Raw genomic sequence first — 22,581 nt, forward strand, 5'->3', positions numbered from 1 at the left:
ACAGTCAGGATGTTGGCTTAGAAGCAGCCATCATTTAAAGAAAGCGTAATAGCTCACTGATCGAGTCGTCCTGCGCGGAAGATGTAACGGGGCTAAGCCAGTTACCGAAGCTGCGGATGTGCAATTTATTGCACGTGGTAGGAGAGCGTTCTGTAGGCCTGTGAAGGTGTCTGGTAACGGATGCTGGAGGTATCAGAAGTGCGAATGCTGACATGAGTAGCGTTAAAGGGGGTGAAAAGCCCCCTCGCCGTAAGCGCAAGGTTTTCTACGCAACGTTCATCGGCGTAGAGTGAGTCGGCCCCTAAGGCGAGGCAGAGATGCGTAGCTGATGGGAAACAGGTCAATATTCCTGTACCGATCAATAGTGCGATGTGGGGACGGAGAAGGTTAGCTCAGCCAACTGTTGGATATGTTGGTTCAAGCCTGTAGTCGTGCCTGGTAGGCAAATCCGCCGGGCTTAGATGAGGGGTGATAACGAGTCTGCTTGCAGACGAAGTGAGTGATACCCTGCTTCCAGGAAAAGCCACTAAGCTTCAGCTATTGACGACCGTACCGCAAACCGACACTGGTGCGCGAGATGAGTATTCTAAGGCGCTTGAGAGAACTCAGGAGAAGGAACTCGGCAAATTGATACCGTAACTTCGGGAGAAGGTATGCCCCAAGTAGGTGAACCTGTACAAGGCGAGCCCAACGGGGTTGCAAAAAATCGGTGGCTGCGACTGTTTAATAAAAACACAGCACTCTGCAAACACGAAAGTGGACGTATAGGGTGTGACGCCTGCCCGGTGCTGGAAGATTAAATGATGGGGTGCAAGCTCTTGATTGAAGTCCCAGTAAACGGCGGCCGTAACTATAACGGTCCTAAGGTAGCGAAATTCCTTGTCGGGTAAGTTCCGACCTGCACGAATGGCGTAACGATGGCCACACTGTCTCCTCCTGAGACTCAGCGAAGTTGAAATGTTTGTGATGATGCAATCTCCCCGCGGAAAGACGGAAAGACCCCATGAACCTTTACTGTAGCTTTGTATTGGACTTTGAACAGATCTGTGTAGGATAGGTGGGAGGCTTTGAAGTGAGGTCGCTAGATCTCATGGAGCCAACGTTGAAATACCACCCTGGTGTGTTTGAGGTTCTAACCTAGGTCCATTATCTGGATCGGGGACAGTGCATGGTAGGCAGTTTGACTGGGGCGGTCTCCTCCCAAAGCGTAACGGAGGAGTTCGAAGGTACGCTAGTTACGGTCGGACATCGTGACGATAGTGCAATGGCATAAGCGTGCTTAACTGCGAGACTGACAAGTCGAGCAGATGCGAAAGCAGGACATAGTGATCCGGTGGTTCTGTATGGAAGGGCCATCGCTCAACGGATAAAAGGTACTCTGGGGATAACAGGCTGATACCGCCCAAGAGTTCATATCGACGGCGGTGTTTGGCACCTCGATGTCGGCTCATCTCATCCTGGGGCTGTAGCCGGTCCCAAGGGTATGGCTGTTCGCCATTTAAAGAGGTACGTGAGCTGGGTTTAAAACGTCGTGAGACAGTTTGGTCCCTATCTTCCGTGGGCGCTGCAGATTTGAGGAAGCCTGCTCCTAGTACGAGAGGACCGGAGTGGACACACCTCTGGTGTATCGGTTGTCACGCCAGTGGCATTGCCGAGTAGCTAAGTGTGGAAGAGATAACCGCTGAAAGCATCTAAGCGGGAAACTCGTTTCAAGATGAGATCTGCCGGGGCCTTGAGCCCCCTAAAGAGTCGTTCAAGACCAGGACGTTGATAGGTCAGGTGTGGAAGCGCAGTAATGCGTTAAGCTAACTGATACTAATTGCTCGTGCGGCTTGACCCTATAACTTTGATAGCCAATATGCAAACCGTAAGGAATGTGTGAAAAGCTCAAAGATTGTTATGCCAAGTTGACGCAGTCAAAAGACACAAAAATCTGATTCCAAACTCTATGAATTCGCTAGGCTGTTCCTCGAACAGCTCAGCACCCAGTTATGCCTGATGACCATAGCAAGTTGGTACCACTCCTTCCCATCCCGAACAGGACAGTGAAACGACTTTGCGCCGATGATAGTGCGGGTTCCCGTGTGAAAGTAGGTCATCGTCAGGCTCTTACAGCCCAAATCGCCCTTCTGCTCAATCGAGCAGAGGGGCGTTTTGCTTTGTGACTCAAGAATTCTTTTTCCTGCCCCTTTCTATGCAGCTCCAGGATATTTTGTATTCCCAAGGTTTTGGCACCCGCCGTGTCTGTGCGGGGCTGGTTCAGCAGGGCTGGGTTTCTATACGCGGGTCATCATCTGATACTCAGGATTACGAGCCGTGCGTCGATGCGACTGCTGAGCTGGACCCAGAAGGCCTGCAGCTGCAGGTCCAAGGCATCAATTGGCCCTACCACGCGAAAGCCTATGTGCTGCTGCACAAGCCGGCGGGGACAGAGTGCTCTCAAAAACCCTCAACCTATCCCAGCATCTATACCTTGTTGCCAGCCCCTTTGCGGCAGCGGCCAACAAAAAGCGCGGTGCAAGGGGTGCAGGCCGTAGGACGGCTGGACCAAGACACCACCGGGTTGCTGTTGTTGAGCGATGACGGGCAATTCATTCACCGCATGAGTTCGCCCAAGAAACATGTGCCCAAGGTTTATCAGGTCACTACCAAACATCCAGTCGATGAAAAACAGATATCGAGCTTGTTGGCGGGGGTGGTTCTGGACGATGACCCCAAGCCCGTAAAAGCGGCGGCTTGTGAGCAGACTGCGAGCCATCGGCTGGACCTCACCCTGACCGAGGGCAAGTACCATCAGGTCAAGCGTATGCTTGCTGCCGTCGGTAATCGTGTAGAGGGATTGCATCGGTCGCAGATCGGTGCTCTGGTGTTGCCCGCTGACCTGCCTCCTGGGGCATGGAAATGGCTCAGTCAGGAGGATCTGTCCTTGCTGGCTCAGTCGTCCTGAGGGGCTTGGACCACAGATGGTGAAGCGCTACTTGGTGTGCGATCTGACTAAGCGAAGCGACCGCTACATCTCTGGAAGGATTCGATGATGACGAGAGCGTGGCGGCGAATGCGCTGACTTGACGAATCCATGATGAGCGCCAGTGGTTGCCAGTCGAGTGAGGTGCTCTTTTGCTCGTCGAAATTCGTTCCACATCAAGAATGTTACGTGTTCTCTCCCAAGGTATTGGTAAGTGCACAGCTACACTTCTTGGCTGTGTTGAAAGTGGTTCTGTGAAGATTTTCTCGATTGCACGCGCGTGCGCTGTCTTGGGTGGACTGTGGATCTCAATAGGGGGGGCACTGGCTGCCGCGCCACCACTGTTTGTGCTGAACTCCCTCGAAGCCAATGTCAGTGTTATTGACCCGGTGACATGGACCGAGACGGCCCGCATTCCGACGGGCAAGGAGCCGCACCATCTGTATCTCACGCCGGATGAGAAGTCGATCATTGTGGCCAATGCGTTGGGGGATACGCTGACGTTCCTGGATCCGCGCACTGCGCAGATTCAACGCACGGTGCGGGGCATTGTGGACCCCTACCACCTGCGGTTCACACCCGACATGAAGTGGTTTATCACCGCTGCCAATCGTTTGAACCATGTGGATTTTTACCGTTGGGACGGGAAGGAGTTGACCCTCGTCCAGCGGGTGGCCACCTCCCGGACTCCCAGCCATTTGTGGATCGACAGTCGCAGCACCACGGTGTATTCCACCATGCAGGATAGCGATGAGTTGGTGGCCATCGATATCGCAACGCAGACGATCAAGTGGCGCACCAAGACGGGCGCCATGCCGGCGGACGTATATGGCAGCGCGGACGACAAGCGCATTTTTGTGGGCCTGACCGGTAGCGACAGCGTGGAGGTATTTGACGTCTCGGGACGCGAGCCCGTGAGCATCAAGAAGATCAAAACGGGCAACGGTGCCCACGCCTTTCGCGCTGCCGGCGATGGGCGCCACCTGTATGTCAGCAACCGGGTGGCCAATTCCATCAGCAAGATCGACATGACCACCCAGCAGGTTGTCGAATCCTATCCGGTACCCGGTGGGCCGGACTGTATGGAAGTGTCGGCCGATGGCCGCTTCATTTATGTGAGTTCCCGCTGGGCTCGCAAGCTCTCTGTGGTGGATACCGAGGCCAAGAAGGTCGTGCGGCAGGTCACTGTGGGCAAGTCGCCCCATGGCGTATGGACGTTGCAACACGCGCCCCGCTGATTGGCGATGGTGTGCGGGCGTCGGCGCCTCGCAGGGGAGTGTCTCTGCGATTTTGTTTTGCTATTTATTTTGTAGCTATTAGCGTTTTTGTATCCAGCGCTAGTGCCCAAAAAGACTGTAAAAAGCCTCTCTATCTGACCTTCGATACTGGCCATATGGCCGTGGCGCCTTTGGTCGCCGACGTTCTCGCACGCCAGCAGGTACGCGTGACGTTTTTCGCCGCCAACGAACGCACCCAGGAAGGCGATGGCAGCCTGGGCGACCACTGGGCTTCCTGGTGGCGCGCACGGGCCGCAGAGGGACACGAATTTGCATCCCACACCTGGGACCACACCTATTGGCGCGCGGATCTGGGATCGGCTCAGGCCCCTTCGTTCCGCGTTCGACCGTCGGCCGGGCCGCGCGCTGGGCAGGATTTTGTGCTGACGGCAGCCGGTTACTGTGAGGAGATCGCTCGGGCCGCAGATCGGTTGAAACACGTGACCGGCAAAACACCCTTGCCCCTGTTTCGCGCCCCAGGTGGAAAGACTTCGCCGCAGTTGCTTGCCAGTGCCCGCGCATGTGGGTACACGCATGTGGGGTGGTCACCGGCGGGATTCCTGGGCGATGAGTTGCCCAGTGAAAAGGCCAGCAACACCGCGCTGCTGAACAAGGCTTTGCGGGATGTGCGCAGTGGTGACATTCTGCTTGCGCACCTGGGGATCTGGTCACGCAAGGATCCCTGGGCGCCTGCCGTGCTGGAGCCGCTAATCGTTGGGCTGAAGGAGCGCGGATTCTGTTTTCGCACGCTGCGAGAGCATCCTGACTACGCGCCTTTAATGGGGCGCTGACTGCAGTGGTGGAGGCGAGGCAAATCGTGGAGGCCGTTCGGAGCAAGGGCGTGTGTGGTGAGAGATAGACGGAGCATGACGCAATGGGTTGGCTAGGCAATGGGTTTGATGCGGCTCAGCAATGGCTTTTCGAGAGCCTGTTGCAGCCAGTGATGTTTGCTATCGGTTTGGGAAACCAGCTCGAAAATGGCTACGAGGCCGCTGGATGGGTGCTGGTGGGGCTGCTGCAGCTGGTGGTGATCGCGGCAGTGATTGGCCCATTGCAGCATTGGCGGCCGGTGGAGGCGGTGACCGACCGCGCGACGATCCGCACCGACATTCTCTACACGCTGATTCACCGGCTGGGGCTGTTTCGCCTGGGTCTCTTCCTCGCGGTGGACCCGTTGATGGATTCCATCTTTGGGGCATTGCGAGTGGCTGGCATCAGTACCTTCCAGCTTGATGGCCTCTGGCCTGGGCTCACCGACGTACCCTGGGTCAGCCTGCTGCTGTACCTGGTGGTGTTCGACTTCGTGGACTACTGGATTCACCGGGGGCAGCACCACTTTGAATGGTGGTGGCGCCTGCATTCCTTGCACCACGCGCAGCGCCAGATGACCATGTGGAGCGACAACCGCAACCATCTGCTGGACGACGTGCTGCGCGACACCATCTTGGTGGTGGTGGCGCAGCTCATCGGTGTGGCACCTGGACAGTTCATCGCTATCGTGGCCATCACGCAGCTCAGCGAGAGCTTTCAGCACGCCAATGTGCGCCTGTGGTTTGGGCGCTGGGGCGAGCGGCTGTGGATCAGTCCGCGGTTTCACCGGCTGCACCACAGCATCGGAATTGGCCATGAGACCGTCAAGCCATTGTCAGGGGAGGCTGCTGCGCAGGGCGCCAGATACCGCGTGGTGCTGGGCGGGCACAACTTCGGCGTATTGCTGCCCTGGTGGGACATGCTGATGCGCACGGCCAACTTTGAATTGCGTTTTGATCCCACGGGCGTGCGCGATCAGGTGGAGCCGGGGCCAGACGGGCGCTTGCGCGACTATGGCAAGGGCTTTTGGTCGCAGCAATGGCGGGGTGTTCTTAGGCTGCTGGGCAAGGCCTGAAAGACCCTCCACGCGGTCAAGAAGGTATGCTTGTCGGCATGGGACTTTTGCTTGATTCTTTCTGGCGTGCTGCGGCCTATTGCCTGCGGCCCCGCGTCATGGCCCTGTCCGTTTTGCCGTTGCTGCTGATGGTGGGGCTGGCGTTGGGGCTGGGCTATTTTTATTGGGACGGAGCCGTGCAGGGCATGCGCGCGCTGCTGGATGCCTCTCCGCTTCTGGCCAGCTTCTGGAATTGGCTGCAAGGGTGGGGGTTGGGTGATGTCACCTCCGTCGTGGCGCCCCTCATGGTGGTTTTGGCGGTGGCTCCGGCTTTGGTGGTGGTCTCGCTGCTGGTGGTCGCGGTCCTCATGACCCCCGCATTGGTGGCGTTGGTGGCGGATCGGCGCTTCCCTGTGCTGGAGCGCAAGAAGGGTGGCTCCTTCATCGCCAGCGTGGCCTGGTCGGTCAGCTCCACCGTGCTGGCATTGATTGCCTTGGTGGTGTCGGTGCCCCTGTGGCTGGTGCCACCCCTGGTGCTCATCCTGCCCCCCTTGATCTGGGGGTGGCTGACCTACCGCGTGATGGTGTTTGATGCGCTGGCTGACCATGCCAGCAAGGAAGAGCGGCAAGAGATTTTCCGCCGCCACCGCAGCAGCCTGCTGGGTATTGGCATTCTCACCGGCTACCTCGGGGCGGCGCCCAGCATCGTGTGGGCCTCAGGCGTGGTCTTTGCTGCGGCTTTTTTCATTCTGGTGCCGCTTGCGATCTGGATCTACACCCTGGTTTTTGCGTTCTCTTCCCTCTGGTTCACCCACTATTGCCTGGCAGCCCTGGAGCGCTTGCGCGCAGAGGGCACAGGGTTAACACCCGTTGAAGTGTCTACACCGAAGGCTGCAGACGCGGGGGAGCCCGCGCATTCCGCGCTGCCGCCTGCGGCGTCGCCCACTGCTGTTCTTTCTGCCCCCCCATCTCCTGCCAACGGAAGCCCTGCACCATGATCCCATCTTTCGGTCTGATCATCGTGGGTGATGAAATCCTGTCTGGCAAGCGTGCCGACAAGCACATGCCCAAGGTCATTGAACTGCTGTCAGCGCGAGGGCTTTCGCTGACCTACGCCGACTACGTGGGCGACAACCCGGACCGCATCACGGCCACGCTGCAGCGCGCTTTTGCGTCGGGTGACGTGGTGTTTTCCTGCGGTGGCATTGGCGCAACGCCAGACGACCACACCCGCCAATGCGCCGCGCGTGCCCTGGGCCGGGACCTGGTACTACACCCCGACGCTGAGGCTCTGATCCGCGAGCGCATGCAGGACGTGGCCCAGGAGCAGGGTGTGACGTATGAGCCGGACCGTCCCGACAACGTGCACCGGCTCAACATGGGGCTGTTTCCGGCAGGTGCCCACATCATTCCCAACCCTTACAACAAGATCCCCGGGTTCAGCTGCGAGGGCGGTCGTGGAGGGGCCGTGCATTTTGTTCCTGGATTCCCTGTCATGGCCTGGCCGATGATCGAGTGGGTGCTGGACCAGCACTACGCAGCGTTTTTCAACCGCACGCCACAGACCGAGCAGTCGGTGGTGGTCTATGGGGCCATGGAAGCGGCTTTGACGCCCCTCATGGAGCGCATCGAAAAAACGCACCCGAACGTTCGGGTGTTCAGTTTGCCCAGCGTGGATCATCCACAATACGGGCGGCATATTGAACTGGGTGTCAAAGGTCCTGCTCCCCTCGTTCCCGCTGCATGGCAGGACCTGAAACGGGAGTTGCACAAGTTTGGTGCAAATTGTGGCCCTGAATTGGTGCGCAGCTTGTGATGCCCTGTGTTGATAGTAGGTTTGCACTAAATTGGTGCGGTTCGGCGGGTGCTCCCTCGGCCTGCAGTCCTTAGTGCTCCTTCATAGTGCGGCGGCTGCACCCAGCTGGCACGCAAACTGCTTTTATTTCGGTAAATTCCTTTTTTCAACAAGCGCTTTATCCAGGAGAACCTGATGGCCAAGACCGTTGCAGACGTGATGAAGATGGTGAAGGAGAACGAAGTCAAGTTCGTTGACTTCCGTTTCACCGATACCCGTGGCAAGGAACAGCACGTGACCGTGCCTGTGTCCCACTTCGACGAAGACAAGTTCACGTCCGGCCATGCATTTGATGGCTCCTCGGTAGCCGGCTGGAAGGGCATTGAAGCCTCGGACATGCAACTCATGCCCGACCCCAGCACCGCCAACATCGACCCCTTCTTTGAAGAAACCACGCTGTTCCTGCAGTGCGATGTGATCGAACCCGGTGACGGCAAGGCCTACGACCGCGATCCACGTTCCATCGCCAAGCGCGCTGAAGCCTACCTCAAGGCCTCCGGCCTGGGCGACACGGCGTTCTTCGGCCCAGAGCCAGAATTCTTCATCTTCGACGGCGTGCGTTGGTCCAACGAACCCGGCAAGGTCATGTTCGAGATCGAAGAGTACGAAGCCCCCTGGAACTCGGGCGCCAAGCTCGAAGGCGGCAACCGTGGTCACCGTCCCACCGTCAAGGGCGGCTACTTCCCAGTGCCTCCCGTCGACAGCACGCAAGACATGCGCGCTGAGATGTCCCTGATCCTCGAATCCCTGGGCATCCCGGTCGAAGTGTTCCACCACGAAGTGGCGGGCGCTGGCCAGAACGAAATCGGTACGCGTTTCAGCACGCTGGTCGAGCGCGCCGACTGGACGCAGGTCCTGAAGTACGTGGTCTGGAACGTGGCCAACGCCTACGGCAAGACCGCCACCTTCATGCCCAAGCCCTATGCTGGCGACAACGGCTCCGGCATGCACGTGCACCAGTCCATCTGGAAAGACGGCAAGAACCTGTTCGCTGGCGACGGCTATGCCGGCCTGAGCGACTTTGCGCTGTACTACATCGGCGGCATCATCAAGCACGCACGTGCCCTGAACGCCATCACCAACCCCGGCACCAACTCCTACAAGCGCCTGGTGCCTGGCTTTGAAGCCCCTGTGAAGCTGGCCTACTCGGCCCGCAACCGCTCGGCCTCGATCCGCATTCCTTACGTGGCTAACCCCAAGGGCCGCCGCATCGAAGCGCGTTTCCCCGATCCATCGGCCAACCCATACCTGTGCTTCTCGGCACTGATGATGGCGGGCCTGGACGGTGTGGAAAACAAGATCCATCCCGGCGAAGCCGCCACGAAGGATCTGTACCACCTGCCACCCGAGGAAGACAAGCTGGTGCCCACCGTGTGCCACAGCCTGGACCAAGCGCTCGAGTATCTGGACAAGGACCGTGGTTTCCTTACCAAGGGTGGCGTCTTTACCGACTCCATGCTGGATGCCTACATCGAACTCAAGATGGGCGAAGTCACGCGTTTCCGCATGGCACCTCACCCTGTCGAGTACGACATGTACTACTCCCTGTAATCGCCTGCCTGCAGGCCATTACCCTCACAAAGGCGGCCCCGGCCGCCTTTTTTTATTGCGCTCAAGGATCGGGTTTCGCTGAAACGGAACCACTGGCTGGGCCGTTGCATCCTTGTACAAAGCCCTGTGCGGGGCTGCTGGTGTTGGATTGGCGATGTGTGGTGATTGGGGGATACTCCCCGAACCCCTGCATGGCAGTGCGAGGAAACCGAATGAAGAAAACGCTCATCACCCTGTTACTGATCGCCGCGACGGCTCCCGCCGCATGGGCGCAAGACCGCATCTACCGTTGCGGCAACGAATACACCAACAACGCCCAGCAGGCCAAGGAGCGCGGCTGCAAGCTGGTTGAGGGAGGCAACGTCACCGTGGTCCAGGGCACCCGACCTGCAGGCGCCGCAACGGCAGCGCCAGCGGCGGGAACCGGGGCTGGGGCGGGCACAGCTCCCGCCGCATCTCCCCCGTCTGCACCCCGTGTCGCCACCAACGACCAGAAGGCCCGCGATGCCGATGCCCGTGCCATCCTCGAATCCGAGTTGCGCAAGGCCGAGGCGCGCCATGCCGAGCTGGTGAAGGAATACAACGGTGGCGCGCCGGAGCGCAACGCGCTCGACCTGCGCAACCCGCAGCGCTACATGGAGCGCACGGCAGAACTCAAGGCCAGCGTCGCCCGCAGCGAAAGCGATATCGCAGGCATCAAGCGCGAAATCGCCCGTCTTCCGGCCAACTGAATCTCTTTCTCTCGTTTGGCACGCGTGTGAGTTCCTCACCCTTTACAGAAGCCCCAGCCTCCGACACGGGGCGCTTTCATTCGCTGGACCTGATGTCCACCCTGGTGGCGGTGCTGCGCGCCGATGGCGCCGTGCAATTCGCCAATGCAGCGCTGGAGAACGCGCTCGGCCTCTCGCGCCGCACCCTGGAGGGGGTGGACTTCTCCACCTTCTTCACCGACCCCGCCTTGCTACAGACCGCATTGGCGGGCGCGCGGGGCAAGGACTTCGCGGCCCTGCGGTATGAAGCCAGCCTCAAGCGCCAGCACCAGGACCCGGTGCCCGTGCATGTGAGCGTGGCCGATGCCGAGCAGGTCGGCGAAATTCTGGTGGAGCTGTGGCCGCTGGAGCAGCAGGCCCGCCAGGACCGCGAGGAGCGCCTGCTGGACCAAGCCCAGGCCAACAAGGAGTTGATCCGCAACCTGGCCCACGAGATCAAGAACCCGCTGGGCGGGATTCGCGGTGCTGCGCAACTGCTGGAGATGGAGCTTGAAAGCCGCGAACTGACCGAGTACACCCAGGTCATCATCCACGAGGCCGACCGATTGCAAAGCCTCGTGGATCGGCTGCTGGCACCCCATCGCCATCCCCACCTGGTGGGTGACGTCAATATCCATGAGGTGTGCGAGCGCGTGCGGTCTCTGGTGCTGGTGGAATACCCCCAGGGCCTCAAGGTGCTGCGCGACTACGACACCTCGATCCCTGAGTTCCGTGGCGACCGCGCCCAGCTCATCCAGGCACTGCTGAACATCGTACAGAACGCAGCCCAGGCGCTGACCGAGCGCATCGCAGAGGGTGAGGCGACGATCACACTGCGCACCCGCGTTGCGAGACAAGTAACGTTTGGTCGCCAGCGCTATCGGCTGGCACTGGAATTGCATGTCATCGACAACGGACCGGGCGTGCCTGATGCGATCAAAGAGCGGATTTTTTACCCTCTGGTATCGGGTCGGGATGGCGGGTCAGGGCTGGGGCTCACGTTGGCGCAAACCTTCGTGCAACGCCACCACGGGTTGATCGAATGCGACAGCGCGCCGGGTCGCACCGATTTCCGTATCCTGATTCCCTTGCCTTAAAAAAACGCATGACGGTCCCTGACACGCAACCACAGGGAAGGTAAGAAAAACATATGAAGCCGATCTGGATAGTAGATGACGACCCCTCGATCCGCTTCGTCCTCGAAAAGGCGCTGGCCCGCGAGAACCTGCCCACGCGCAGCTTCACGCACCCCCGCGAAGTGCTGGACGCGCTGGCCGATATCACCCCCGGAGACCCGGCGCGGCAAGGCCCCCAGGTCCTGGTAAGCGACATTCGCATGCCTGGCGGCTCCGGCCTGCAACTGCTGGAAAAAGTGCGCGAACTGCAGCCCGGCCTGCCCGTCATCATCATGACGGCGTACTCCGACCTGGACAGCGCCGTGTCGGCCTTCCAGCGCGGCGCGTTCGAGTACCTACCCAAGCCATTTGACCTGCCCAAGGCGGTGGAGCTCATCCGCCGCGCGGTCGAAGAAAGCCAGCGCGAGGAAGTGACCGAAGAGCGCCAGGCCGAAGCCCCGGAGATGCTCGGCCAGGCGCCCGCCATGCAGGACGTGTTCCGCGCCATCGGCCGCTTGAGCCAAAGCCAGGTCACCGTGCTCATCACCGGCGAATCGGGCTCGGGCAAGGAGCTCGTGGCGCGCGCGCTGCACAAGCACTCGCCGGTCGCAGACGGGCCCTTTGTCGCCATCAACACGGCGGCCATCCCCAAGGACCTGCTCGAATCAGAACTCTTCGGTCACGAGCGCGGCGCCTTCACCGGCGCACAGACGCAGCGTCGCGGCCGCTTCGAGCAGGCCGAGGGCGGCACGCTGTTCCTCGATGAAATCGGCGACATGCCGTTCGACCTACAGACGCGCCTGCTGCGCGTGCTGTCGGACGGCCAGTTCTACCGTGTGGGCGGCCATGCCGCCGTGAAGGCCCATGTGCGCGTGATCGCTGCCACCCACCAGGACCTGGAGCGGCGCGTGAAGGAGGGGGGCTTTCGCGAAGACTTGTTCCACCGCCTCAACGTCATCCGCCTGCGCCTGCCCGCGCTGCGCGAGCGGCACGAGGACGTGCCTGTGCTCACCCGCCATTTCCTGCAGCAAAGCGCGCGGCAACTGGGCGTGGAGCCCAAGCGCATTGCTGACTCGGCCATCGCACGGCTGGAGCAGTTCGCCTTTCCGGGCAATGTGCGCCAGCTGGAGAACATCTGCCACTGGCTCACGGTGATGGCGCCCGCCCAGGTCATCTCGCTGCAGGATCTGCCGCCCGAAGTGCTTGAGGCGCCCCTTTACCAACCCGCTCCCCGACCCGGCAGTGATCCGTCTGCGGCGGTAGCTGCCGTGCACGCCGTTGCGGCCCCAATGCCAACCCCTGCGCCGGCGGTGGAGCTGGTGGGAGGGCTGCCACAACCTGCCACTGTCGCCACGCAGCCCCTGGTGGGCGGTATTGCGGCCTCTGCCACCCCGGCGCTGGGCGCTACGCCCCACGGGCCCGCCGAGGCGCAGATGGCGACGGGTTCGGGCGGCATAGCTGCTACCGTTGGCACTGCGGCGACCTGGGAGCAGGCGCTGGAGACCGAGGCGCAGAAGCTGCTTGCGGGTGGTCAGCCCGAAGTGTGGGACGCCCTTACGCGGCGGTTCGAATCGCGCCTGATCCGCACCGCCCTCACCGCCACCCATGGGCGCCGCATGGAAGCCGCGCAGCGCCTGGGCATTGGGCGCAACACGATCACTCGCAAGATCCAGGAGCTGGGCCTGGATGCGCCCGATGAGGCATAAAAATAGCCTCTAGCGCTTGATGGTAAAACGTTAAGTGCTATAAATTTTGTAGTACTTGAGGTGGGTCTGTCTTGGCGGATGCCGGGGCAGTCACACCTCCCAATGTCCTACAAGCAGGCCCTCCTTGGGCCGACCCAGCCCTCCGGGAGTGACTTCAACAATGAAGGCACTGTCAACCAACCGGAGAGCTTCTATGTCGGATTTCAACGATGCCAACCGTGACCCTTTGACCAATGAACCGGGTTCCCATCCCGTCGGAACCGGGGTCGGTGCTGCCCTGGGCGGCGCCGCTGCGGGTGCCGCAGCAGGCGCCTTTGGCGGCCCGGTCGGCGCAGCCATTGGCGGCGTGGCCGGTGCGGTAGCCGGCGGCCTGGCGGGCAAGGCCGCCGCCGAGGCTGTCAACCCCACCGAGGAAGATGCCTACTGGCGCGAAAGCTTCCACCGCGAGCCTTATTACGTGGGTGGCCGCACCTACGAACAATACCGCCCTGCCTACGAACTGGGCTGGTCGTCGGTGGGCCGCTATGAAGGCGATTTTGAGGCGGTGGAACCCCGGCTGGCCGATGACTGGCGGGCGCGCCATTCGGACGGCCTGGCCTGGACGGATGCCCGCCCCGCCGCCCGCGCCGCCTGGGAACGGGTCTCGCGCTCCAGCCTGAACGACGACCGCCCCATGGATGTCGTGGACAACGAAGACGTGGTGGATGTGCTCAACGACCTGCTGGAGTCGTCCCGCGATGGCGAATACGGCTTCACCGCCTGCGCCGAGCATGCCGACTCTGCCCAGCTCAAGAGCGTGTTCCAGCGCCATGCGCGCGAATGTGCGGCCGCCGCTGTCGAGCTGGAGCACGAGGTGCGTCGCCTGGGGGGCGAGCCTGCTTCAGGCGGCACCGTGGCTGGCGCGCTGCACCGCGGCTGGGTGTCGGTGAAATCCGCCCTGTCGGTGCACGACGACAAGGCCGTGCTGCAGGAATGCGAACGCGGCGAGGACGCTGCCGTGGCCCGTTACCGCAAGGCCCTGAAGGCCAGCCTGCCGCTGGATGTGCGGGCCCTGGTAGAACGCCAGTCCCAGGGCGCGCAGCGCAACCACGATGAAGTACGTGGCCTGCGCGACACGTTCGCCAACAGCTGATAGGGCACAGCTTGCGCGCTGGGGTTTCGTTCAGGGGCCCCCGGCGCGTCGCAAGTCATAGGCCATAGGCCATAGGGATTTTTGGACGCAGGTTTCTTGCGCGCCGATTCCCCAAAAACAAAGGCTGCAAGGATTTTCCTTGCAGCCTTTTGTGTATGCCGGGCGTCCAGCTTGTTGTCGCACGGCCCGCATCGTCAAGGGTTGTTATGCCATGGTGAGCACCACGGGCGCGTGGTCGCTGGGTTGTGGGTTCTTGCGGGGGGCGCGGTCTACCGTGCAGGCGGTCACACTCGCACGCAGTGCATCGCTCACCAGAATGTGGTCAATGCGCAGCCCCCGGTTCTTCTGAAACCCGAGCATGCGGTAGTCCCACCATGAGTAGCTTTTCTCGGGCTGCTCGAACATGCGGAAGGTGTCTGTCAGGCCCAGGGCAATCAGGTCCTGGAAGTGCTGACGCTCTTCCACCGTGTGGTGGATGGTGTCTTTGAGCCCCACCGGGTCGAACGAATCGCGGTCTTCGGGCGCTACGTTGAAGTCACCCAGCAGCGCCAGGCGCGGGTGGGCCAGCAGCTCTTCACGCAGCCAGCGATGCAGCGCCGCAAGCCACAGCATCTTGTAGGCAAACTTCTCCGAACCCGGGGCCTGGCCGTTCACGAAGTAGCAGTTCACCAGACGCAGTTCCCCGTCGGGCGTGTCCAGCGTGGCGGCAATGACGCGGGCCTGCTCGTCCGTGTGCCCGGGGATGCTGCGCACCACGTCGCGCATGGCGTGGCGGCTCAGGATAGCGACGCCGTTGTAGGTCTTCTGGCCAAAGGTCACGGCCTCATAGCCTGCCTCCTTGAACGCGTCGTGCGGAAATTTGTCGTCGGTGAGCTTGAGCTCTTGCAGGCACAGCGCATCGACCGGGTTGGCCGCGAGCCAGGCCAGCACCTGGGGCAGGCGGACGGTGAGGGAGTTGACATTCCAGGTGGCGATTTGCATGTTTTTGGCCTCCAGCGCTTGATGGATAAGCGCTAAGTGCTATCAATTGAAGAGCCTTGCGTTCCAGCGCCGTGTCAACCTGCGCGCACGTAGGTCACAAAGCTGAACGGCAGCCCCTTGGTGCTGACGTGGCGGCTGCGTGCGGATTCTGTCCATGGCGCACCCAGCGTGGGCGCGTAGGCATCCCCGTCGAATTCCTGGTCGATCTCGGTCACTTCCAGGCGGTCGGCCAGGGGCAGGGCCTCGGCGTAGATCTGCGCGCCGCCGATCACCCACACCGTCTGATCGGCAGGTGCCTGCTGCAGCGCATCCTGCAGGCTGGTGGCGCGCACGGCGCCCTCGGCCTGCCAGTCGCCCTGGCGCGTGACCACGATGTTGGTGCGGCCGGGCAGGGGGCGAAAACGCGGGGGCAATGAGTCCCAGGTCTTGCGGCCCATGATGACGGCGCAGCCCTGCGTGAGTTGCTTGAAGTGCGCCATGTCCTCCGGGATGTGCCATGGGATGGTGTTGTCCTTGCCAATGACGCCATTGGCGGCGCGGGCGTAGATGAGGTGCAGGGGCATGGTGGGGCCTCCTTGTTTCAGATATGCAAGGCGGCGAGGGCGCCCACGCCCAGGCCTACGGCAGCCACGCCGTACATGCCGTACTCCAGCCATTTTTTCTTGGTCAGCAACGCAATGGCGGCCAGGGCGATCGCCACCTGCAGCGCCGTGGTGGCCTGTGCCCAGCGGTGGTGCTGGTGCATCTGGGCCTCGCTCTTGCGGTCGAACTCATGGGCGTCGGCTTCGAGCTTCTCGGCCACCACCTTGATCTCGTTTTTCTCGGCCTCGTAGCGCTCCACCTTGGTCTGGTAGCCTGCCTTGCGGTCGTCGGGCGCCAGGTCGCGAGCCAGCTCGGCAAGGGATTGCTTGGTGCTCTTGGACTGGAAGTAATTCCACTGGTTGGATGCTTCGGTCTTCTTGATGGCTGCGTCGTTCTTGAGCAGGCCGGCATTGGCTTGCGTGGCGCCGCCCATGTAGGCAAAGATGGCACCCACCGTGGCCACGATGGCGGTGAACATGGCGATCTTGTTCATCGACGAGTTGCTGTCGGTGCCGTGCGCTGCAGCGTGGTCGCCGTGGGTGGCATGCTCCACTGCGTGGTCGTGGGGGCCGTGTACGTGAAATCCGCCGGAAGACATGGATAAAAGCTCGTGGTGTTGGGTGGAAGCGGGCAAGGCGCTGTTGACTCTGCCCTTGGGACTCAAGAGGTAGGGGGTACCAAAGAGGGATGTCGGCTGATCAAACGGCCACAGGGGCCTTGATGGCGGGGTGGCACTGGTAGTCCAGCACTTCAAAGTCTTCGTACTCGTAGTCAAAGATGCTGTCGGGCTTGCGTTTGATGTTCAAGACCGGGTAGGGGTAGGGCGTGCGCGCCAGCTGGGTCTGCACCTGCTCGTGGTGGTTGCTGTAGATGTGGCAGTCGCCGCCGGTCCAGATGAAGTCGCCCACGTCCAGGTCGCACTGCTGGGCCACCATGTGGGTCAGCAGTGCATAGCTGGCGATGTTGAAGGGCACTCCGAGGAAGATGTCTGCGCTGCGCTGGTACAGCTGGCAGCTGAGCGTGCCACGCCCGCCGGGTTCTTGCGCCGGGGCCACGTAGAACTGGAAGAACGCGTGGCAGGGCATGAGCGCCATCTTGTTCAACTCGGCCACGTTCCAGGCGCTCACGATGATGCGGCGCGAGTCGGGGTTGGTCTTGAGGGTCTGGATGACGTCGCTGATCTGGTCGATGTGGCCACCATCGGGGGTGGGCCAACTGCGCCACTGCACGCCGTACACGGGGCCCAGGTCGCCGTCCTCGCGCGCCCATTCGTCCCAGATGGTCACGCCGCGCTCCTTGAGCCAGTTGTTGTTGCTCGACCCCGTGAGGAACCACAGCAACTCCTGGATGATGGATTTGAGGTGCACCTTCTTCGTGGTGACCAGCGGGAAGCCTTCTTTCAAATCAAACCGCATCTGGTGGCCGAACACGCTCTTGGTGCCGGTGCCCGTGCGGTCCGACTTGTCCACGCCATGGGTGAACACGTGGCGCATGAAGTCTTCGTATTGTGAGCGGACGGGGCGGGCGTGTTCTGTCATGGCGGTTGGAAGGCGAAAGACGCGATTTTAGGGGCGCGGCTGCCGGCAGGAACCGGCTAAGCTCGCAGACCTTTTCGCCCAGCTGCCCTTTCTAGAAAGAAGCCCCCGATCATGCGCCCTGTCTCTCCAGCCCCTTTGTCACGCGCCGTGCTGGCCGCTCTTGCGTTGGCGGTGCTGCTGCCGGGTTGCGTGGGCACGGTACCCACCGCGCCCACTGCGCCGCGCAAGGTCGCGCGTCCTGTGCTCAACGACGTACCTGCCGCGCCCGCCAATCCCTGGGGGAACCTGCAAACCCAGGTGGGCAACTATCCGGTCGGGGGCTCAGACTTCCTGCGTGCCGGCCCGCTGGCCGAGCGGCTGCGTGGGCTGCTCGGTCTCGCCAACTACAACGTGCTGCTGGACAACCTGCAGGTGAGTGGGCCGCTGCGGCAAGACGGCTCCATGCTCTACATCACCGGCAACCGGCCGGACGCAGGTGACACGGCGGCCGCCGCCATCGTGATCCACGCCGCCACCGACACGGTACGCGTATGGCTGCTGACCGGCGGGGAGGAATGGGACGTGCAGGACCTGGGGACCCCGAAGACCCTGCCGGCCCACGTTGCCACGATGATGGAAAACGCGCGGCGCTGAGCGCGCAGCCGACCTGTCCGCGTGGTGGCGTGCCCAGGATCTGGGCGGGAATGTGTTTCTATAATCGAGAATCATTCTCAAAAAGGCCGTCACGCCATGTCTGCCGCTCATCCCCTGCACGCGCTCTACAGCCGCCACCACGGATGGCTGCAGTCCTGGCTGCGCCGGCGGCTCGGTTGTGCCGACGATGCGGCCGACCTGGCGCAGGACACTTTCGTGCGCCTGCTCGCACGGCCGACCGCCATCGCCCCCGACGCGATGCGCGAGCCGCGCGCCTACCTGACCACGGTGGCACGCGGGCTGCTGGTGGACTTCTGGCGCCGGGGTGAACTGGAGCGCGCCTACCTGGCAGACCTGGCCCTGCAGCCCGAGGTGCTGCAGCCATCCCCCGAAGAGCGCCTGGCCGCCGTGCAGATGCTCCACGCGGTCGATGCATTGCTGCAGGGCCTGACGCCCAAGACGCGCGCAGCGTGGCTCATGAACCGGCTCGATGGCCTCACGCATGCAGAGATTGCCGAGCGACTGCAGGTGTCGGTGCCCCGCGTGCGCCAATACCTGGCCAACGCCATGCGCCACGCCTACCACCTGCGTTTTGGCGGCGCGGCGTGAGCAGTGCGGGCTGGACAATGGGCGGCCCAGCTGGTGGTACAGGCGACGACCATCCCGTGCCGCCTGCCGTGCTGGAGGCCGCCATCGGCTGGCAACTGCGCCAGGGAGAGGGCGATACCTCGCCGGCGGACGCCCAAGCCCTGGCCGACTGGCTGGCCGCACACCCCGACCATGCCCGCGCCTGGCGCCAACTGGGCGACATCGACCAGCACTTGGCCCGTGCCGCCGCAGGTCCCGGAGCCCGCGCAGCGTTGCTGCTGCCACCGCGCCGGCGCCGTCCTGCCCGTGTGGCGGGCACCGTGCTGGGACTGGCATTGGTGGTGGCCTGCGGCGCGCTGGTGCTGGACCGCTACCAGCCCGTGGGCCAGCTGCTGGCCGACCACCGCACCGCCACCGGCGAGCGCCGCACCATCGTGCTGCCCGACCAGACCGTGCTGCACCTGAACACCCGCAGCGCTGTGGACATCGTGTTCAGCCAAGACCAGCGCGCCATCCACCTGCGCGCGGGCGAGGTGGCCGTGGAAACCCGCCATGCCGACCCGGCCGAGCGGCGCCCGTTCGTCGTGCTGACCGAGGACGGCAGCCTGCGCGCTCTGGGCACCCGCTTCACCGTGCGCCGCTGGCCACAGGCGCCCGCTGCTGGCAGCGATGGGGCGCAGGGCCGTGGCGCGCCCGCCACCGAGGTCGCGGTCACCCAGTCGGCCGTTGCGGCCCGCCCGGCGAGCTGTGCGGCAGCAGCGTCCGAGCCGTGCAGTGCCGAGCGCATCGTGTCGGCCGGGCAGGGCGCGCGGCTGGAGGGCGGGCGGGTGGACCCGTGGGTGGCCCCGCCCGATGCCGACGCCTGGAAGGACGGCATGCTGGTCGTGGACAACCAACCCTTGGGCGAGGTGGTGGCCATGCTGGCGCGGCACCGGGTCGGCCACCTGGATGTTGACCCCCGTGTGGCCGGGTTGCGCGTGACGGGCACGCTGCCCCTGGCGGACACCGACCAGGCCCTGCTGGCGCTGACCGCGGCCGTGCCGGTGGAGGTGGTCTGGACCACGCGCTGGTGGGTCACGCTCAAGCCGCGTGCTGCGCCCTGAGGATGAAAATATAAAGAAAATCGGCCGCTACCGCTTGATGGGCAAGCGCTGGCAGCTATCAAAAAATGAGTGACTTGGTGCGGCTGATCGACGTTTCCATTCAGTTCAACCCAGATCAACCCAGATCAACCCGCCGAAGCAGATCAACCCAGATCGCCGCTGCCAGCCGGCACCCCATCCACCAACGATGCCGGCCCGAAAAAAGAAATTGTCCCGGCCCCCTCTCACTTTTCGGCACCCGTTCGGCAATCAGACAGAGACCGTGCATCGGCGCGGTTGCCCCTCTTTTCTGACGTGACCGTTTCGGAGTCTGACCCATGCCCTCTGCTGTTCTCCCCTTCCCGCTGAACCCCTGCGCCGCGGCGCTGCTGCTCGCGTTGGGGGCCTCTGTCGTGGCCGCACAGCCAGCCACGGCAGAGGCCCCTGCGGCCACGGCCAGCGCTGCGGCGGTGCGCGACTACGACCTGCCCGCCGGGCCATTGGGGGCGGCCCTCAACCGCATCGCGCGCGACGCAGGCCTGGCCCTCACCGCCGATGCGCAGTTGGTGGAAGGCCGCAACGCGGCGCCCGTGCGGGGCCGCTTCGATGCACCCGAGGCACTGCGCCGCGCGCTGGCGGGTTCGGGGCTGGAGCTGCGGCAGGCCACGGGCGGCGTCTTCACGCTGCGTGAGGCATCGCGCCCCGCAGCGCAGGCACCCCGGCTCAGCGATGCCGCCACCCTGGGCGCCGTCACCGTGACGGCCAGCGCCGAGTCAGCGCCCGGCGATTTGCTGCCCGCCTATGCCGGCGGCCAGGTCGCCACGGGTAGCCGGGTCGGCCTGCTGGGTCAGCAGAGCCTGATGGACACGCCGTTTCACATCACCAGCTACACGGCCGAACTCATGCAGGACCAGCAGGCGATCACCGTGGCCGATGTGCTGGCCAACGACCCGTCCGTGCGCACGGTGTCCTACAGCCTGACGAACGCTGCTGCGGGGGGCGACATCTTTCTGATCCGCGGCTTCTCGGTGCAGGACTCGGTGCTGTTCGACGGCATCGGCGGCATCGCCACCAACCGTGCCGTGGCGGTCGAAGCGGCCGAGCGCGTCGAGGTGCTCAAGGGCCCCAACGCGCTGCTCAACGGCATGGCGCCTGGGGCGGGCGGCGCGGTGGGCGGCGCCATCAACCTGGTGCCCAAGCGGGCGGGCGATGTGCCGCTGACCCGCCTGACCACCACTTACCTGTCCAAGGGCAACCTGGGCGGCCACCTGGACGTGGGCCGCCGGTTCGGCGACGACCACCAGTGGGGTGTGCGCTTCAACGGCGTCTACCGTGACGGGAAGACCGCCACCCAGGGCCAGTCCGTCGAGCTGGGGGCTGCGGCGCTGGCCGTGGACTACCGGGGCAGCCAGCTGCGGGCCTCGGTAGATGCCGGCCACCAGACGATGAACAACGAAGCGCCGCAAGGCGCCGCGGGCTTTGGCATCGACGACGCCATTGCCATCCCCAGGCCGCCCCGGGCCAGCCATCGCATCGCGCAGGACTGGGAGTTCGCCAGGTCGCAGAGCAACTACCTTCTGGCCAAAGCCGAGTACGACCTCACCCCGGACTGGACGCTCTCTGCAGCCGCGGGTGGCAGCCACACGCGGTCCCGCTACCTCGCCACCGACGTGTTCGTGACCAGCGTGCAGGGCGATGCGCAGGCCACCACGTACTTCTGGCCCAACTGGACGAACTACCGCACCGTGCAAGGCGGCCTGCAAGGCACGGTGCGTGCCGGCGAACTCACGCATCGCATCCACCTGCATGCGTCGTACCTGAAGAAGGACAGCGGCTTCACGGCGCAGTACTACGGCTTCGACAGCTTCGCCACGAACATGTATGCACCCGCGGCCACAGCGCGTCCGTCCATCGAAGGTTTCTCATCGCGGCCGCCCCAGACCGATTCCTTGCAGTTGCCGTCTGTAGCGCTGTCAGACACCGTCTCGCTGTGGCAAGACCGCCTGTCCGTCACCCTGGGTGCCCGCTACCAGCGCGTGAAGGTCGTCAAGTACGACACCACCACCGGGGCAGGCAGCACCGCGTACGACGAGCACGCGGTAACGCCGGCGCTGGCGGCGGTGTTCAAGCTGCAGCCGCACGTATCGCTCTACGGCAATTACATCGAAGGGCTGGTCCAGGGCGATTCAGCGCCACTGGGCACCACCAATGCCGGGCAGGTGTTTCCGCCGGTCCGGACGAAGCAGCGGGAGGTGGGCGTGAAGGCCGATTGGGGCCGCTTCAGCACCACGGCGAGTCTGTTCCACATCCAGAAGCCGAGCGGGCTGGTGGCGTCCAACGGCGATGGCACGTTCACCTACCAGGTCGGTGCAGAGCAGCGCAACCGCGGGGTCGAGCTCAATGTCTTTGGCGAGGTGGCCCGGGGCACGCGCCTTTTGGGCGGCGTGACCTTCAACGATGCCCGGCTGACCAAAACCGAAGGCGGCACCTACAACGGCAACGCCGCACCCAATGTGTCGCGCTGGCAGCTCAACCTGGGCAGCGACCACGACGTGGCTGCCGTTCCAGGACTGACGCTGTCGGCCCGCATGATCGCCAGCAGCGCGCAGCATGTGGACGCCGCCAACCTGCGGCGCATTCCGGGCTGGACGCGCTGGGACATCGGTGCCCGCTACAAGACCCAGGCGTGGAGCCGGCCGCTGGTGCTGCGCGCGGGCGTGGACAACCTGTTCAACCGCAACTACTGGTCCAGCGGCTCCGGCAACTGGCTGTATGTGGGAAGTCCTCGCACGGTGACTCTCTCTGCCACGGTGGATTTCTGACGGGAGCAGTGCTGCCGTGGGCGGACGGACAAATGGATGGAGGAGGGGGTAGTGGTGTCTTCCCCGGTGGGCCTTGGTGCACGAAATATGGATTAAATTGGCCTCTACCGCTTGATAGATAAGCGCCAAAAGCTATTGATT

19 protein-coding genes and 2 rRNA genes (1 of these 21 running past the window's edge) are annotated in these 22,581 nt (G+C 63.0%); 17 read left to right on the forward strand and 4 right to left on the reverse strand.

Going from position 1 to position 22,581, the window contains the following annotated elements; translation table 11 throughout:
* From ACQ4MJ_RS04845 to ACQ4MJ_RS04905, 13 genes are all read left to right on the forward strand, one after another.
* A 23S ribosomal RNA gene (locus ACQ4MJ_RS04845) occupies positions 1 to 1,840 on the forward strand (it extends 1,039 nt beyond the left edge of the window).
* A 154-nt stretch (positions 1,841 to 1,994) separates the two neighbouring features.
* Positions 1,995 to 2,107 (forward strand): 5S ribosomal RNA (gene rrf, locus ACQ4MJ_RS04850).
* An 87-nt stretch (positions 2,108 to 2,194) separates the two neighbouring features.
* Positions 2,195 to 2,947, forward strand: a complete 753-nt coding sequence (locus ACQ4MJ_RS04855) for a 16S rRNA pseudouridine(516) synthase (protein ID WP_431149711.1) — start codon at positions 2,195 to 2,197, stop codon at positions 2,945 to 2,947.
* 272 nt (positions 2,948 to 3,219) lie between these two features.
* Entirely contained in the window at positions 3,220 to 4,203 is a 984-nt protein-coding gene (locus tag ACQ4MJ_RS04860; protein ID WP_218300367.1) for a YncE family protein, read from the forward strand.
* The gene (locus ACQ4MJ_RS04865) at positions 4,176 to 5,033 is read left to right on the forward strand and encodes a polysaccharide deacetylase family protein (RefSeq protein ID WP_431149710.1); all 858 of its coding nucleotides are present in this window, start codon (positions 4,176 to 4,178) and stop codon (positions 5,031 to 5,033) included. Before ACQ4MJ_RS04860 ends, ACQ4MJ_RS04865 begins: the two co-directional genes overlap by 28 nt.
* A gap of 83 nt (positions 5,034 to 5,116) precedes the next feature.
* Positions 5,117 to 6,127: a sterol desaturase family protein gene (locus ACQ4MJ_RS04870; RefSeq protein WP_431149708.1), complete on the forward strand. Its 1,011-nt coding sequence runs from the start codon at positions 5,117 to 5,119 to the stop codon at positions 6,125 to 6,127.
* A 38-nt stretch (positions 6,128 to 6,165) separates the two neighbouring features.
* Entirely contained in the window at positions 6,166 to 7,104 is a 939-nt protein-coding gene (locus ACQ4MJ_RS04875) for an EI24 domain-containing protein (RefSeq protein ID WP_431149707.1), read from the forward strand.
* Positions 7,101 to 7,922, forward strand: coding sequence for a competence/damage-inducible protein A (locus tag ACQ4MJ_RS04880; protein ID WP_431149706.1), 822 nt, complete (start codon positions 7,101 to 7,103; stop codon positions 7,920 to 7,922). Before ACQ4MJ_RS04875 ends, ACQ4MJ_RS04880 begins: the two co-directional genes overlap by 4 nt.
* Positions 7,923 to 8,096: 174 nt before the next feature.
* Positions 8,097 to 9,512 (forward strand): type I glutamate--ammonia ligase, encoded by a 1,416-nt coding sequence (gene glnA / locus ACQ4MJ_RS04885; protein ID WP_121420585.1) that lies wholly within the window; start codon positions 8,097 to 8,099, stop codon positions 9,510 to 9,512.
* A 212-nt stretch (positions 9,513 to 9,724) separates the two neighbouring features.
* On the forward strand, positions 9,725 to 10,243 hold the full coding sequence (locus tag ACQ4MJ_RS04890; RefSeq protein WP_055397181.1) for a hypothetical protein: 519 nt from the start codon (positions 9,725 to 9,727) through the stop codon (positions 10,241 to 10,243).
* Between the two features lie 92 nt (positions 10,244 to 10,335).
* Positions 10,336 to 11,358 (forward strand): nitrogen regulation protein NR(II), encoded by a 1,023-nt coding sequence (glnL, locus tag ACQ4MJ_RS04895; RefSeq protein WP_121508642.1) that lies wholly within the window; start codon positions 10,336 to 10,338, stop codon positions 11,356 to 11,358.
* Positions 11,359 to 11,411: 53 nt separating this feature from the next.
* Positions 11,412 to 13,082, forward strand: a complete 1,671-nt coding sequence (ntrC, locus tag ACQ4MJ_RS04900) for a nitrogen regulation protein NR(I) (RefSeq protein WP_431149704.1) — start codon at positions 11,412 to 11,414, stop codon at positions 13,080 to 13,082.
* 193 nt (positions 13,083 to 13,275) lie between these two features.
* A complete protein-coding gene (locus ACQ4MJ_RS04905; RefSeq protein ID WP_431149703.1) occupies positions 13,276 to 14,214 on the forward strand; it encodes a ferritin-like domain-containing protein in 939 nt (312 codons plus the stop codon).
* A gap of 204 nt (positions 14,215 to 14,418) precedes the next feature.
* Here ACQ4MJ_RS04905 and xth read toward each other — a convergent pair whose 3' ends face one another.
* The 4 genes from xth to ACQ4MJ_RS04925 form a co-directional block, all read right to left on the reverse strand.
* On the reverse strand, positions 14,419 to 15,195 hold the full coding sequence (gene xth, locus ACQ4MJ_RS04910) for an exodeoxyribonuclease III (protein ID WP_431149701.1): 777 nt from the start codon (positions 15,193 to 15,195) through the stop codon (positions 14,419 to 14,421).
* A gap of 74 nt (positions 15,196 to 15,269) precedes the next feature.
* A complete protein-coding gene (locus ACQ4MJ_RS04915) occupies positions 15,270 to 15,758 on the reverse strand; it encodes a dihydrofolate reductase (RefSeq protein ID WP_121420583.1) in 489 nt (162 codons plus the stop codon).
* A gap of 17 nt (positions 15,759 to 15,775) precedes the next feature.
* Complete coding sequence (locus tag ACQ4MJ_RS04920; protein WP_055400411.1) at positions 15,776 to 16,375, reverse strand: DUF4337 domain-containing protein; 600 nt, start codon at positions 16,373 to 16,375, stop codon at positions 15,776 to 15,778.
* A 100-nt stretch (positions 16,376 to 16,475) separates the two neighbouring features.
* The gene (locus ACQ4MJ_RS04925; RefSeq protein WP_431149699.1) at positions 16,476 to 17,315 is read right to left on the reverse strand and encodes a thymidylate synthase; all 840 of its coding nucleotides are present in this window, start codon (positions 17,313 to 17,315) and stop codon (positions 16,476 to 16,478) included.
* Between the two features lie 111 nt (positions 17,316 to 17,426).
* On the opposite strand from ACQ4MJ_RS04925, the gene ACQ4MJ_RS04930 reads away from it, so the two are divergent.
* From ACQ4MJ_RS04930 to ACQ4MJ_RS04945, 4 genes are all read left to right on the forward strand, one after another.
* Positions 17,427 to 17,948, forward strand: a complete 522-nt coding sequence (locus tag ACQ4MJ_RS04930) for a hypothetical protein (RefSeq protein ID WP_121420581.1) — start codon at positions 17,427 to 17,429, stop codon at positions 17,946 to 17,948.
* Between the two features lie 96 nt (positions 17,949 to 18,044).
* A complete protein-coding gene (locus ACQ4MJ_RS04935; protein WP_431149698.1) occupies positions 18,045 to 18,557 on the forward strand; it encodes a sigma-70 family RNA polymerase sigma factor in 513 nt (170 codons plus the stop codon).
* A gap of 56 nt (positions 18,558 to 18,613) precedes the next feature.
* Positions 18,614 to 19,639 (forward strand): FecR domain-containing protein, encoded by a 1,026-nt coding sequence (locus ACQ4MJ_RS04940; protein ID WP_431149696.1) that lies wholly within the window; start codon positions 18,614 to 18,616, stop codon positions 19,637 to 19,639.
* A gap of 317 nt (positions 19,640 to 19,956) precedes the next feature.
* Positions 19,957 to 22,440 (forward strand): TonB-dependent siderophore receptor, encoded by a 2,484-nt coding sequence (locus ACQ4MJ_RS04945; protein ID WP_431149694.1) that lies wholly within the window; start codon positions 19,957 to 19,959, stop codon positions 22,438 to 22,440.
* Positions 22,441 to 22,581 lie beyond the last annotated feature (141 nt).

The organism is Acidovorax facilis (assembly GCF_050626955.1).
Lineage (GTDB): Bacteria > Pseudomonadota > Gammaproteobacteria > Burkholderiales > Burkholderiaceae_C > Acidovorax > Acidovorax facilis.